This window comes from Roseateles saccharophilus, assembly GCF_031458095.1.
In the GTDB taxonomy this organism is placed as follows: Bacteria; Pseudomonadota; Gammaproteobacteria; order Burkholderiales; family Burkholderiaceae_C; genus Pelomonas; species Pelomonas saccharophila_A.
In genome coordinates this window covers 1-13,743 of sequence record NZ_JAVDXU010000009.1, presented here as the reverse complement: position 1 = coordinate 13,743, position 13,743 = coordinate 1, and the positions used below count along the sequence as shown (strand labels likewise).

The 13,743-nt window shown below is 65.3% G+C and carries 8 protein-coding genes and 3 tRNA genes; 8 read left to right on the top strand and 3 right to left on the bottom strand.

Annotated features, from left to right (window positions below):
- Positions 1-1,521 (top strand): tryptophan halogenase family protein, encoded by a 1,521-nt coding sequence (locus J2X20_RS29095; protein ID WP_310273217.1) that lies wholly within the window; start codon positions 1-3, stop codon positions 1,519-1,521.
- A complete protein-coding gene (locus J2X20_RS29090; RefSeq protein WP_310273214.1) occupies positions 1,518-2,228 on the top strand; it encodes a DUF6445 family protein in 711 nt (236 codons plus the stop codon). Before J2X20_RS29095 ends, J2X20_RS29090 begins: the two co-directional genes overlap by 4 nt.
- 108 nt (positions 2,229-2,336) lie before the next feature.
- On the opposite strand, the gene J2X20_RS29085 is transcribed toward J2X20_RS29090, so the two are convergent.
- Positions 2,337-4,982: a TonB-dependent receptor gene (locus tag J2X20_RS29085; protein WP_310273213.1), complete on the bottom strand. Its 2,646-nt coding sequence runs from the start codon at positions 4,980-4,982 to the stop codon at positions 2,337-2,339.
- A gap of 459 nt (positions 4,983-5,441) precedes the next feature.
- Between J2X20_RS29085 and J2X20_RS29080 the strand changes: the two genes are divergently transcribed.
- On the top strand, positions 5,442-6,392 hold the full coding sequence (locus J2X20_RS29080) for a cupin-like domain-containing protein (protein WP_310273211.1): 951 nt from the start codon (positions 5,442-5,444) through the stop codon (positions 6,390-6,392).
- A gap of 4 nt (positions 6,393-6,396) precedes the next feature.
- On the top strand, positions 6,397-7,419 hold the full coding sequence (locus tag J2X20_RS29075) for a cupin-like domain-containing protein (protein WP_310273209.1): 1,023 nt from the start codon (positions 6,397-6,399) through the stop codon (positions 7,417-7,419).
- Between the two features lie 6 nt (positions 7,420-7,425).
- Here the strand turns inward: J2X20_RS29075 and J2X20_RS29070 are convergent, their stop codons facing one another.
- On the bottom strand, positions 7,426-9,036 hold the full coding sequence (locus tag J2X20_RS29070) for a tryptophan halogenase family protein (RefSeq protein ID WP_310273207.1): 1,611 nt from the start codon (positions 9,034-9,036) through the stop codon (positions 7,426-7,428).
- A gap of 210 nt (positions 9,037-9,246) precedes the next feature.
- The gene (locus J2X20_RS29065) at positions 9,247-12,027 is read right to left on the bottom strand and encodes a TonB-dependent receptor (RefSeq protein ID WP_310273205.1); all 2,781 of its coding nucleotides are present in this window, start codon (positions 12,025-12,027) and stop codon (positions 9,247-9,249) included.
- A 622-nt stretch (positions 12,028-12,649) separates the two neighbouring features.
- Here J2X20_RS29065 and J2X20_RS29060 point away from each other — a divergent pair.
- The 4 genes from J2X20_RS29060 to J2X20_RS29045 form a co-directional block, all read left to right on the top strand.
- A tRNA-Tyr gene (locus tag J2X20_RS29060) sits at positions 12,650-12,734 on the top strand.
- 40 nt (positions 12,735-12,774) lie between these two features.
- Positions 12,775-12,848 (top strand) — tRNA-Gly (locus J2X20_RS29055).
- A 74-nt stretch (positions 12,849-12,922) separates the two neighbouring features.
- Positions 12,923-12,997 (top strand) — tRNA-Thr (locus J2X20_RS29050).
- A 54-nt stretch (positions 12,998-13,051) separates the two neighbouring features.
- On the top strand, positions 13,052-13,743 hold a 692-nt coding region (locus J2X20_RS29045; protein WP_310273203.1), incomplete at its 3' end, for a GTP-binding protein.

Below are 13,743 nucleotides of genomic sequence, written 5' to 3'. Positions count from 1 at the left end.
ATGAAGACGCGACGCATCGCGATCATCGGCGGCGGTACGGCGGGTTGGCTGGCGGCCAACCACCTCGGCTACGAACTCTGCGCCGACACCGAGGTCGTGATCACCGTCATCGAGTCCGCCGACGTGCCCATCATCGGCGTCGGCGAGGGGACGGTACCGGCCCTGAAGACCTCGCTGCGCAAGTTCGGCATCTCCGAGGCCGATCTGCTCGTCGCCTGCGACACCACCTTCAAGAACGGCATCAAGTTCCAGGGCTGGCTGGATGCGGCCAAGCACGGCAAGGACCATTTCTACTACCACCCCTTTGCCTCGCCCTTTCCCGACGGCCTGGACATCACACCGACCTGGCTGGAGCAGCCGCTGCGCAACTTCGCGGATGTGTCCATCAGCGCCCGCGTCGCCGAGGCGGGCCGCAGCCCCAAGCAGATCTCGTCACCGCCCTATGTCGGCGAGGTCGAATACGCCTATCACGTCAACGCCCACAAGTTCGCGGCCCTGCTGGCCGAGAACGCCAGGAAGCGCTTCCGCGTGCAATACCTCGTCGCGACCGTCGTCGATGCCGAGCGTGGCGAGGATGGCGCCATCACGGCGCTGCGCATGGCCTCGGGCGAGGTCGTGCCCTTCGACTTCTATATCGACTGCAGCGGCTTTTCCTCGCTGCTGGCCCATCAGGTCCTGAACGTGCCCTTCGTCGACAAGTCGCACCAGCTGCTGGCCGACACGGCCCTGGTGCAGCAGGTGCCGACCAACCCGGCCGACGAGATCCCGCCCTACACGCTGGCACTGGCGCACGAGGCCGGCTGGATCTGGGACATCCCCGTCACGCATCGGCGCGGCACGGGCTTTGTCTATGCCAGCGCCCATATGAGCGAGTCGCGCGCCCTCGAGTGCTATGCGCGCTATCTCGGCGTCAACCCCGACTCGCTGTCGCCGCGCAAGATCCCCATGCGCATCGGCTATCGCCAGCAGTTCTGGTTCCAGAACTGCGTGTCTCTCGGCCTGGCGCAAGGCTTTGTCGAGCCGCTGGAGGCGACGTCCATCCTGGTGACGGACTTCTCCGCCAACCTGCTGTCGCGCAACTTCCCGCGCTTCGGCGAAGACGCCCAGGCCCTGCGCCGCGGCTACAACGAGGCCGTGACCACCACCTGGGAGCGGGTCATCGACTTCGTGCAGCTGCACTACCACCTGTCGGACCGCAGCGACTCGTCCTTCTGGCTGGAGAACCGCCGCAGCGACCACCTCTCCGAGACGCTGCGCGAGCGCCTGGCCAGGTGGGCCGTGCGGCATCCGCAAAAGAACGACTTCACCAGCCGCTTCGACCTCTTCGACGTCGACAACCACCTCTATGTGCTCTACGGCATGCGTTTCGCGACGCGGCCCATGCCCATCTCGGACTTCGAGCGGCGCGAGTGCCTGGAGCAGTTCGAGCATGTGACCCGCGCGGCGGAGCAGGCCATCCGCAACCTGCCCAGTCATCGCGACTGGTTGACGGGCCTGCGCGCCGCCTATCAACGGCCATGAGCGGCGAGGCCTTTGCCATTCGCATGCCGCCGGACATCCAGTCCGTGCAGATCGGCGAGCATCAAGTGGTCTTCATCGACAACTTCCTCGAAGACCCCCAGGCCCTGGTCGAGATCGCCAGCCGCAGCAGCTTCATGCCGTATCCCGGCGTGGCCGATCGCAAGGGCTATCCGGGCATCCGCGCCATCGCGCCGGCCGACTATTCGGCCCATCTGACGGCGCTGATGGAGCCGCTGATCCGCCAGAACTTCGGCGTGCCCGAGGCTCTGGCCCTGCGCAAGGCTGAATGCGCCTTCTCGCTGACGACCCTGCCGCCCGTCGAGCTGGGGCCTTTGCAGCGCACACCGCATTTCGATGCCAGCACGCCCCACCACATGGCGGTGCTGCTCTATCTGTGCAACGAGGCCCATGGCGGCACGGCCTTCTACCGCCACAAGGCGACGGGGCTGCAGCAGGTGACGGCCGAGAATTGCGATCACTTCCTGGACGTCTACTACGACGAACTGAATGCCCGCCCACCGGCCCAGCGCTACTTCGACGACTCGGACGAGCATTTCGAGTTCCTGGGCATGATGCCGGCCCGCTTCAACCGCCTCGTCGTCTACCGCGGCAGCCTGCTGCACTCGGCCGTCGTCAATCCGCGCATCAGCATCGATGCCGACCCGCGTTCCGGGCGGCTGACGCTGAATTCCTTCTACGACTTCTAGGCAGGCAAAGCCTTGTTTAACGCGCGGCGCGGCCGCGCGTTTTGCTTTGTTGCGCCCAAAAAAAAGCCCGGCAGGTGCCGGGCTGGAAAGGAGACAAGAGGTCGTGGATCAGAACTTGGCGGTCAGGCCGATCTTGTAGGTCGTCTCGCCACTGAAGGACCAGGCGGGATAGCCGGCCTTCAGCGGGTCCTTGTGCAGGGCATCGGCCGGCAGGCTGGGCGACATGACGCCGTACTGCACGTCGTCCTGCTTGGTCAGATTCACCGCGTCGAAGCCGAGCTTCAGCCACTTGTTGATGTTCCAACCGAAGCTCGCGTCCAGCGTGCCGGTGTTGGCATGCATGCGGTTGCCATACCAGTAGGCGTTCTCGCGGATGATGTACTTGGAGCGCCAGTTGTAGGCCAGGCGGCCGTAGTAGGCCGACGTCTCGTAGTAGCCCACCAGGTTGACGTTGTGCTTGGACGACTGGGTGAACAGGCCCAGCTGGTCGGCGAAGCTCTCCTTGGGTGCCGTGCCTTCGGTGAAGGTGTAGTTGGCGACCACGCCCAGGCCACTGCCGAAGCCGTGGTTGGCCTGCAGCTCGATGCCGCGCAGGCGGCCGCCCCCGGCGTTGACGAAGTTCTGCACCGTCCAGTTGTCCACGCCCGACTTCGGATCGACCAGGCCGATCTTCTGGTTCAGCAGCACATTGGCCGTGATGAAGTTCGAGATGTCCTTGTTGAAGAAAGTCGCCGACAGCACATTGCCCTTGCCGTAGTAGTACTCCAGGCTCAGGTCAACCTGGCTGGACTTCATCGGCTTGAGTTCGACGCTGCCGACCGTCCAGGTCTCGTTGCCGACGCGGTCGTCGTTGTAGCCGGACACCGTCACGCCGAACATGTTGGCGAAGTTCGGGCGGGTGATGGCCTGCGAGGCTGCGGCGCGCAGCACCAGGTCCTTGCTCAGGTCGAAGGCCAGGTTGAAGCTGGGCAGCACGTCGTTGTACCTGGACTTCTTGACGTCGTAGGTCTTGCCCCAGTTCTCGTTGCCCTCGTAGTCGCCAGCGGCCAGCGGCGTGCCGTCGAACTTGTAGCCGGTGCTCTTCACATCGGTGGAGATGTAGCGCAGGCCGAAGTTGCCGCGCAGATTGCCGGCCTCGAAGTCGAACATGCCGTACAGGGCCCGGTTCTTCTCGTTGAGCTCGCTGAAGGCGGAGCGGTCCTCGTTCCAGCCATTGATGTTCTTCAGCGTGCCATTGACCATGGCGGAGATGTTGGGGCGCGGGATGGTCCAGCCCTTGGCCAAGTCCACGGTGCCGTCGAACAGCGCGGTGGTGGGTGTGGTGGCAATGGTGGCGGCCCAGATCGGGCGGTAGGCGCGCTTCTCGAAGGTGTGGTCGGCAAAGCGCACACCGGTCTTGAAGGTGTTGATGGCGCCCCAGTTCAGGTCGAAGGTGGCGTCGAACTGGGCGTATTTCTCCTGGTCCTTGTTCGGGCCCTGCGACGTGGCCCAGGTCTGCGGCCCCAGGGCCGAGGGCAGCTGGGAGACGCCGAAAGACTGGTTGGTCGTCGGGTTGACGGCGATCTGGTGGCCGGTGGCGTCGATCGTGCCTTGCCATTGGGGCAGGGCGAAGCCGGCGTCCCAGTTGCCGCTCTGGAAATTGGCCGTCAGCGAGGTGCCGCCCTTGGCCTTGGTGGCACCGGCGACCAGGTCGAACTTGGCGCCGTCGATGCGGTAGTGGCCGTCGAAGGTCAGGCTGTCAGACGTCATCTGCGCCTGGCGGGCCCAGACCTGGAAGAACTGCGTATCAAGCGGCTTGGCCGCCGTCGTCGTGCTGTGCACGCACATGCCGGTGGGATTCCAGGCCGACTTCACATCGGTGTTGCGCTTGTCGCAGTTCGGATCCTGGAAGATGTAGTCGCTGCTGTTGCTGTTGTCGCCGACAAGCTTGAGCTTGAGATAGTTCAGGCCGAGGTCCAGGCCCTGGGCCGGCTTGGCTTGCAGGGTCAGGTTGACGGCGTCGCGCTTGCGGTCCTGCACGAAGGCGGTGGGCGCCACGTCGGCGGACCAGCGGTTGTCGGCCTCGATGCCGCGGCGGATGTAGGCGCCGTCGGAATGGGCCGCAGCGGCCAGCACGCCGAAGGTCTTGGCCTCGTTCTTCCAGCTGTACAGGCCCGAGACGTCCTTCTCGGCGTCGCTGATGGTGCCCTTGCCGTACTTGACGCTGACGAAGCCGCTGTTGGCGGGCATGTCCAGGGGCTTGCGCGTCTTGACGATGACGGTGCCGCCGATGCCGCCTTCGGTCAGGTCGGCCTGCTGGGACTTGTAGACCTCCATGCCGCCGATGAGTTCGGAAGGCAGCAGGGAGTAGTTGAAGGAGCGGTCAATGTCGAGCTGGTCGTACCAGCCGGTGGACGCGACGGTCTGGCCGTTCAGCGTCGTGTAGGTCATCTGCGGGTCGGAACCGCGGATGGAGACCGAGGCGCCCTGGCCGAAGGCACGGCCGACGGACACGCCGGGGATGCGGCCCAGGGCTTGGCCGACGTCGGAGTCGGGCAGCTTGCCCACGTCTTCGGCTGACACGGCATCGACGACGGCACTGGCGTTCTTCTTGATCGTGGCGGCGGTCTGCAGCGAGGCGCGGATGCCGGTGACGACCACCTGCTCGAGCTGGGCCGGCGCCGGAGCCGCTGCTTCTTGCGCCTGGGCGGCGAGCGACATGCTGAGCAATGTCAGAGCGGTGGCTGCCGCGATGGGGGTCGGTTTGACCTTCATGAACTGATCCTCGTAGTGGCCGTTGGTTCGTATGGGCGGGTGGCTGCCTGGGGCCGTGCATACCACCTTGAGTCCGGTTGCCGCCTGTCTGGTTCGAGAATGCGTGCAACCAGTGCAAGGCCACTATATCGATTGATAACGCCACTTTGCTACCACTTTAATCCGGGTAGTTTCCCGGGTGGCTTAGGTCACCCTCTATGAAACCAGGCGCCGCCGCCTGTTGGTGGCGCATGGCGGCCAGAGTGACTGGTATGTGACTGGTGCCTGACATCTTGTTGCGCAACGGAGACGAAGGACTTGCATGCCAAGCCGACTTCGAATCGAGATTTCGCACTGGTATGCAGCTGGACTTGCTGTGATGCAGGGTTTGCCGGAGGCGGGGTCAGGCCCGGGAGCCGGGACAATCGCCATTCCCTGAACGCAATGCCACGCTTCGCTGCGCGGCCATAACCTAGCGACATGAAGCCGGTGCAAAGCTGGTCGGCGACCGACGAGCCGCAACTCAAGGACCGCCTGGAGCAGTGCGCCGAGCCGGTATTGCTGAAGGGTCTGGTGCGCGATTGGGCGGCCGTACGCGCCGGGCGGGAAAGTGCGCTGGCCATCTGCGACTACCTGGGCCGCTTCGACCGGGGTGTCGAGATCATTGCCACCAAGACGCGCGCGGCAGCGCGTGGCGTCATGGGCTACAACGACGACCTGACCGATTTCGCTTTCGTCAAGGCGCGCATGGGGCTGCCGGAGTTTGTCTCCCATCTGGCGGCCTATCTGCGGGTCGATGACGCACCGGCGATCGCTGCGCAATGTGCCAAGGTCAGCGAGGTCCTCCCCGGCTTCCTGGACGAGAACACGCTGCGAGCCTTGCCGGGCGTCGTGCCCAACTTCTGGCTGGGCAATGCGCTGACGGTGCCGGTCCATCACGACCACCCCTACAACCTCGCCTGCGTGGTGGCGGGGCGGCGGCGCTTCACGCTGTTCGCGCCGGCGCAGGTCGGCAACCTCTACATCGGCCCGCTGGAGCACACGCCTTCGGGCGCGCCCATCTCGGTCGTGCATCCCCAGTCGCCGGACTTCGAGCGCTACCCGCGCTACCGCGAAGCGCTGGCGTCGGCCCGGGTGGCCGAGCTGGAGCCGGGCGACGCCCTCTACATCCCGCCGCTGTGGTTCCATCAGGTCCAGGCGCTGGAGAAGGTCAACCTGCTGGTCAACTACTGGTGGCCCGTGAGGTACGCGCAGGATCTGCCCAGCCCCGCGGCCACTTTCATGCAGGCCATCAGTGTGTTGAACGCCTTGCCGCCCGCCCAGCGCGATGCCTGGGCGGCCATGTTCGAGCACTACGTGGTGCAGCGGGAGCAGGAGCCTGGCGGCCATATTCCCGAGGCTTGGCGCGGCATGCTGGCCCGGCGACGTTGAACGGATGCCCATGCAGCCCATGAAGGAACTCGACGGCATCACGCGTGAGCGCTTCGAGCGCGCGGTGCTGACCGCCTATGAGCCGGTGGTGATGCGCGGCGTGGTGAAACACTGGCCGCTGGTGGCCCAGGGCCGGGCGGGCCTGGAGCCCTGCCTGCAATACCTGATGGGCTTCGACAAAGGCGAGACGGTAGACGCTGTGCTGGCCCGGCCCGAACCCACGCGGGCCTTCGCCTACAAGCCGGGCCTGGACGGCTTCAACTTCACGCTCGACAAGCGGCCCTATGCCGCGCTGTTCGAGCAGCTCTGGCGCTACAGCCATTTCCCCGAACCGCCGGCCCTGGCGGCGCAGAGCGCGCTGGTGTCGGAGGCGCTGCCCGGCCTGGAGCGGGCCAATGTGCTGCCGCTGCTGGATGCGGCAATTGCGCCGCGCATCTGGATCGGCAACCGCGCCACCGTGCCGGCGCATTTCGACGACTCCCACAACATCGCCTGCGTGGCCGCCGGGCGGCGGCGCTTCACGCTGCTGCCGCCGCAATGCGCGCCGCTGCTCTATCTCGGCCCGCCGGATTACGCGCCGACGCCGGCGCCGATGTCGGTCGTGCCCGATCTGCACCGGGCCGACCCGGCGAGATTCCCGCTGCTGGGCGAGGCGCTCGAGCGCGCCCTGGTAGCCGAACTGGAGGCCGGCGACGCGATCTACATGCCGCCGCTGTGGTTCCATCAGGTCGAGGCGCTGGCTCCGCATCTGAACATCCTGGTGAACTACTGGTGGCGACCCGAGGCGGCACCGCAGCGGCCCGATGACCTGCACCTCGCCGCCATGCGGATGGCCATGCTGGCGTTCCGGCACTTGCCCGACGCAGAGCGTGAGGGGTGGCGCGCGCTGTTCGCGCACTATGTGTTCGGTGCCCAGGGTGAGGAACTCGCCCATATTCCCGAAGGTCAGCGGCATCTGTTCGGCGAACTGGACGCGGCGCAGGACGCCGCGATCCGTGCAGACCTGCTGAGCCGGATCAGGCCCTGACGTCGGCTACCAGAGGTAGAGCTGCAGCGTCTTGTCACCCACGCGTGGCGGGATGTTGGCGAGCAGCTCGCGGTGGTCGGGAAAGTTCATCGCGCTGCGGGCGACGAAGTCGTCCACGGCATCCAGCCGGTGGCGCGCCTGGTGTGCAGTGGGGGGCTGCAGATCTTCGGCGTCCGGAAAGATGCCCATGCCCGCCAGCAGCGCGTACCAGGAAACGATGGGATAGCCCTGGCCGAAGCGGCCCGCCTTCAGGCCGGCGGCCAGCGGCTTGCGCGACATCCACGTCATCAGCACGCCCTGCAGCGATTCCGACAGGTGCATGTTCTCGGCGTTGGCGCGCCAGTAATCGGTGTCGGTGCGCGAGTTGGTCTTGTAGTGGGCCACGATGTAGTCGCGCGTGTTCTCGAAGCGCACGCGCATGCCCTCGTTGAAGCGCTCCTGCGCGGCCGGGCCCAGGTCGCCCAGCTCCAAGGCCTCCACCAGGGCGGCCGCCGTGCGCTGCACGAACAGCAGGGCGGTGGCTTCCAGCGGCTCGATGAAGCCCTGCGACAGGCCCACGGCCACGCAGTTGCGATTCCATTGCTTGGCCATGCGGCCCACGCGCATCTTCAGATGCCGCGCCGGGACATCGGCGTCCAGCAGGCCCAGGTGCTTGCGCAGCTCGGTCTCGGCCTCGTCCGCCGAGCAGTGGTCGCTGCTGTAGACGTAGCCGTTGCCGCGGCGGTTGATCAGCGGGATCTTCCAGGCCCAGCCATGGCGCAGCGCGGTCGAGGTGGTTTGCGACTCGATGGCGCCCTCCAGCGGCGTCGGCATCGCTATTGCCGAGTCGTTGAAGAGGTTCTCCGCGTACGGAATGAAAGGCGTTCCCAGCGCCTTGCCGATCAGCAACGACGCGAAGCCGGTGCAGTCGACGAAGAAATCGGCGGCGAGTGACTCGCCGTTGTCAAGCTGCAGGCGGTCGATGTCGCCGTTCTCCTTGAGCAGCACCTGTGTGACATGGCGTTCCAGATGCCGCACGCCTCGTGTCACGGCCTGGCGGCCCAGGAACTGCCCGAGCAAGGTGGCGTCGAAGTGATACCCGTACCAGAGGTCGAAGGGGAAGCTGTGCTGCGGGCGCGGGCCGCGGCCTTCGCGCGCCAGCGCGGCGGCGACAAAGAAGCGATCAGGGTGCGCGTAGACGTCGGCGCCATCCAGCCGCGCGTGCACGTTGTCCACGAACTGATGCATGGTCATGTTGTCCAGCATCGACGCGAAGGGGTGGAAGTAGCGCTCGAAGCCCGGCTTGGTGGACCAGTTCTGGAAGGTGATGCCGCTCTTGTAGGTGGCGTTGCAGGCCGGCATCCATTCCGACTCTTCGATGCCCAGGCCATCGAAGAAGCCGCGCAGCCAGGGCGTCGAGCCTTCACCGACACCGATGATGCCCACCTGGGGTGACTCCAGCACCGTCACCTTCAATCGCGGGCCATAGGCCGACGTAGCGAGCATCAAGGCCGTCATCCAGCCTGCCGTGCCGCCGCCCACGACGCAGACATGCTGCACCGGCGGCGGCGCGTTGGTGGCGCCGCCGGCGGGGCGAGCGGCGACATGCTGGTTGAAGACGGTGGCGGTTTCGCTCATGGGGCAGATCAAAACAGAAAAGGGGAACGTGTTCCACACGTTCCCCTTCGTTGGGTGGTCGGGCTCCGTATTTCGGGCCGAGCGCCGGCCCGCTCCCAAGCCGGCCCGCCTGGCGATGCGCTTACGGCTCAACGCCGTGAGCATCGCCGTCCCCGCGGGGGACCGACTGGTCTCGCCGCGTTCAGCGAGCGAGACCAGGCGAGGGGCGCGTCAGTACTTGATGCGGGCGGTCAGGTAGAACTGGCGGCCGTTCTTGTAGATGGCGCGCGGTTCCGACTTGAAATCGCCGTAGTACTTCAGGATCGGGTCGTTCAGGTTCTGCGCATCCAGGCTGACGGCGAAGTTCTGGTTGAGCTTGTAGCCCAGCGAGGCGGACAGCACGCCGACACCGCGTTGGAAGTAGTCGGTGCCACGGTCACGACCCAGGAAGTTGTCCGAGTTGTACCCGTAGGTCAGGCGGGCCGAGAACTGGTCATTCTCGAAGAAGCCGTTCACGTTCGCGGAGTGCTTGACCGCGCCGCGCAGCACATGGCCGGAGTCGTCGTGCGCATCGGCGTAGGTGTAGTTCGCACCAATGCCGAAGTTGTTGAGCACCGGCGTCTCGAAGGCGAACTCCAGGCCCGTGACGCTGGCCTTCTTGTTGATCTGGGTCGTCAGATCAAACGGTGCCGTGACGCGCTGGTTGGTCGGAGAGCCCTGCTGGCCACCATTGGGCGTGACGTCCGTCGAGGCCGTGACGCGCTGGACGCCATCAATGATGTAGCTGCCGATGTTCATGTGGAACGCGCCCATCGACACGAAGGCACGTGGCGCGAAGTACCACTCGATGTTCGCGTCGAAGTTGGTCGAGCGGATCGGGTCGAGGTCGGGGTTGCCGCTGGTGCCGGAGCCCACGGCCTTGCCGGTCGGATCGGAGTAGCTGCCCAGCAGCTGGGCTGCCGACAGGGCCGTGTAGTCGGGGCGGGTCACCGTGCGCGACACCGACAGACGGGCCACGACCTTCGGCGTCACATCGATGCGGACGCTGGCGCTGGGCAGGGCGTCCGTGTAGCTGCGGTCATGGTAGGTCTGGTAGTAGCCCGAGGGGTCGGTCCAGTTCGGGCCCACGGCCGCGAAGGCGGACGGGACATAGCCCGGCAGCGCGGTGTTGCTGGTCGGCACCCAGATCAGCGTGCTGGACTTGGTGCGCACCAGGCGCAGGCCCACGTTGCCGCTCCAGCCTTCGCCTTCCAGGTTGCCCTGCACATAGCCGGCCGTGGTCTTCTCCTTCACGGCATATTCGTGGGTCACCATGCGGCGCGAGATATCGCGGTTGGCGTATTTCGCGTTGTAGGCCGCGAGGGCGTCCGCCGTCGGGTAGCTGATGCCCGTCGGGAAGCCGCTACCCAGGCCGCTGCCGAAGTTGCCGGGGTAGGTCTCGGTGTAGGCGGAAGCGGGCAGGGGATTGGCGAAGGGGTCGGTGCCCCAGTTCGGGCCCTGGTTCACGATCGGACCATCGGTGTAGCGATCGTGCTTGGAGCCGCGCAGGCCGAACTTCAGGCTGCGCAGCATGCCCGCGTCCAGCGTGTATTCGGCGTCCACTTGCGCCCAGGTGTCCTTGTCCTGCACGACGACGTTCTGGTCGCCGAAGATCCAGTCGGTGCCCGACGGCTTGAGTGCCGCACCGTTCGCGTTGCCGATGTTGAACGAGGGCGCCGTGCCGCTGCCGTTGAGCTGGAAGCCGCCGCTCGAGGCCGTGATGTCGCCTTCGTACACGTCCTGGCTGATGGTCTTGCCCTTGCCGCGAGACGTGCCCACGTTGCCCGACAGCTTGAGCGCATCGCTGACCCGCAGCGAACCTTCCAGGTTGAGGAAGTTGGTTTCGGCGGAGGCCTTGCGCGAGATCAGGTCATAGACACCGAAGATCGTGGGGGTCGCGAAGGTGTAGTTGGCCGACGTCAGGATATGCGTCGAGGGGTCGATCGAGAAGTTGGTGATGTTGGGGCTGCGGCTCAGTGCCCACTGGTTGGACAACATGTAGTTGCGGTTGTAGTTGTCCGCATCCATCTTGGACGTGAAGCCGGTCAGGGTCACGTCGATGTCGTTGTTGGGCTTGATCTGTGCGCTGACGACACCACCCTTGCGCTCGCGTTCCTGGGTGAACAGGGCCGAGCCCATCAGGTTGGGGAAGAGCGTGCCGACAGGGATGCCAGCGGCAACGGCCGCGGGGTTGGTGGCGGCTGTGATGGGCGTCAGCGAGTTGGCGCCGTCATGTGCGAAGGTTTCGACGCCATCGCGGCGCAGGCTGCGCTTCTCGTCGAAGACCTGCACCAGCAGACCGAAGTTCTTGGACTCGTTCTTCCATGCCAGCAGGGCGCTGACCTGCGGATCGGTCTTCTTGGGCAGGCTGGCATAGACGGCGCCGATGCCGGCTTCGAAGGTCAGCCCCTTGGCGAAGTCCAGCGGCTTGCGGGTGATGATGTTCACCGAGCCGGCCGTGCCGCCTTCGATGTCGGACGCCTGGGCATTCTTGTGAACCTCGACGCGGCTCACCAGTTCGGACGGCAGCAGCGAGAAGCTGACGCTGCGGCCAACGCCTGCACCGGTCTGATCCAGCACGAACCAGTCGCCGTTGGCGACCGAGTGGCCATCCAGCAGGGTCTGCGTCAGGCTGGGGTTGGTGCCGCGCAGGCCGACACGGTCGCGCTCGTCGAAGCCGCCCGAACCGCCCGAAGGGCTGTTCAGGATGGTGACGCCGGGGATGCGGGCCAGCGAGTCGGCCACGTTCTTGTCGGGCATCTTGCCGATGTCTTCAGCAGAGATGACGTCGATGTGGGTGTCGGCGTTGCGCTTGACGGCCAGCGACTTCTCCTGCGACGCGCGGATGCCGGTGACGGTGACGGTGTCGAGTTGCTGGGGGGTGGGTGCCTGCTGCGCCAGGACGGTGGCGCCGCTGGCGCCGAGCAGAGCGATGAACACCGCCTGCGAGATGGGGGTCTGCTTGACCTTCATGTACTGTTCCTCGTTGTGGCCAATGAATTGGGGCGGCGGTGACTGCTTCGGGTAGGTTGCATACCACCTTCGGTCCGGTTGGCGCCTTGTTTGCCCTCAAAAGCGCGTCCAACCAGTGCCATGCCACTGTAACGAGTGATAACGCCACTTTGCTACCAATTTTTTGTGAGGGGTTTCCCGAGTGGTGCGCCGCGACCCTCTATTCATGGGGCGCGCTCCTCTCGGGAGCTGTCGTTTTTGCGCATTTATTGGTATTTGATTGGTATCTTTTGGTGTTGCGAACTGTTGCGCGTCGGCGACGAACCGCTCGCGTCGGGCGCCGGATGGCTTGGGATGCCCTCCGGGTCTGGTAGCTGAGTGGCCTGAATCTGGTTCTGAATTGGTTGCATGCCCGATTCGGCTGATCGGCAGCTGCTGGGGATTGCCTTTCGCGTGCCAATCCTCGCCTTCGGCGGCGCTGGAGGGCTGCGACGGTCTGAGCTCCGGCGTGTGCAGTGGCCGCGCGAAGAGTCCGCTGCGCGCTCCCCGGTGCTGCCGGCGTCCGGCCTCCTTCTTTTTGTTCTTCTTCGTGAGGGTCTGTTGCGTACCCTTTGCCCTGTGCTATAGTTGCGGGCTTGCCTCAGGAGGGGTGGCCGAGTGGTTAAAGGCAGCAGACTGTAAATCTGCCCGCATAGCGTACGCTGGTTCGAATCCAGCCTCCTCCACCAAAGACTGCGCTTGCGCAGGCAGAGGTCAAGAGCTCCCAGGGCGGGAGTAGTTCAATGGTAGAACCTTAGCCTTCCAAGCTAATGACACGGGTTCGATTCCCGTTTCCCGCTCCATCAGCGAGCGGCTTGGTCGGCAAGCGTCGACACCGGTTTGCCGGCCAGTTCCTTGGCGTCAAACCCGTGCCGATGCCCATGTGGCTCAGTGGTAGAGCACTCCCTTGGTAAGGGAGAGGTCACGCGTTCGATCCGCGTCATGGGCACCACCAATTTCTCTTTTTCTTCTACTCGTCTCAACGGGTTCGCCTCAGGAGCGCAAGATGGCAAAAGGCAAGTTTGAACGGACCAAGCCGCACGTGAACGTGGGCACGATTGGTCACGTTGACCACGGCAAGACCACGCTGACCGCGGCAATCGCGACCGTGCTGTCCAAGAAGTTCGGCGGCGAGGCCAAGGCCTATGACCAGATCGACGCAGCGCCCGAAGAAAAGGCCCGCGGCATCACGATCAACACCGCCCACGTCGAGTACGAGACGGCCAACCGCCACTACGCCCACGTTGACTGCCCCGGCCACGCCGACTACGTCAAGAACATGATCACCGGTGCCGCCCAGATGGACGGCGCCATCCTGGTGTGCTCGGCCGCTGACGGCCCGATGCCCCAGACGCGTGAGCACATCCTGCTGGCTCGCCAGGTCGGCGTGAAGTACATCATCGTCTTCCTGAACAAGTGCGACATGGTCGACGACGCCGAGCTGCTCGAGCTGGTCGAAATGGAAGTGCGCGAGCTCCTGTCCAAGTACGACTTCCCCGGCGACGACACCCCCATCATCAAGGGTTCGGCCAAGCTGGCGCTGGAAGGCGACACGGGTGACCTGGGCGAGCAAGCCATCATGCGCCTGGCTGACGCCCTGGATACCTACATCCCCCAGCCGGACCGTGCCGTTGACGGCGCCTTCCTGCTGCCGGTGGAAGACGTGTTCTCGATCTCTGGCCGCGGCACCGTCGTGAC

Excerpts from the sequence above, each read along its gene's own strand:
- J2X20_RS29095 (WP_310273217.1), top strand. The coding sequence starts at position 1 with ATGAAGACGCGACGCATCGCGATCATCGGCGGCGGTACGGCGGGTTGG.
- J2X20_RS29070 (WP_310273207.1), bottom strand. The coding sequence starts at position 9,036 with ATGAGCGAAACCGCCACCGTCTTCAACCAGCATGTCGCCGCTCGCCCC.
- J2X20_RS29080 (WP_310273211.1), top strand. The coding sequence starts at position 5,442 with ATGAAGCCGGTGCAAAGCTGGTCGGCGACCGACGAGCCGCAACTCAAG.
- J2X20_RS29065 (WP_310273205.1), bottom strand. The coding sequence starts at position 12,027 with ATGAAGGTCAAGCAGACCCCCATCTCGCAGGCGGTGTTCATCGCTCTG.
- J2X20_RS29075 (WP_310273209.1), top strand. The coding sequence starts at position 6,397 with ATGCCCATGCAGCCCATGAAGGAACTCGACGGCATCACGCGTGAGCGC.
- J2X20_RS29090 (WP_310273214.1), top strand. The coding sequence starts at position 1,518 with ATGAGCGGCGAGGCCTTTGCCATTCGCATGCCGCCGGACATCCAGTCC.
- J2X20_RS29085 (WP_310273213.1), bottom strand. The coding sequence starts at position 4,982 with ATGAAGGTCAAACCGACCCCCATCGCGGCAGCCACCGCTCTGACATTG.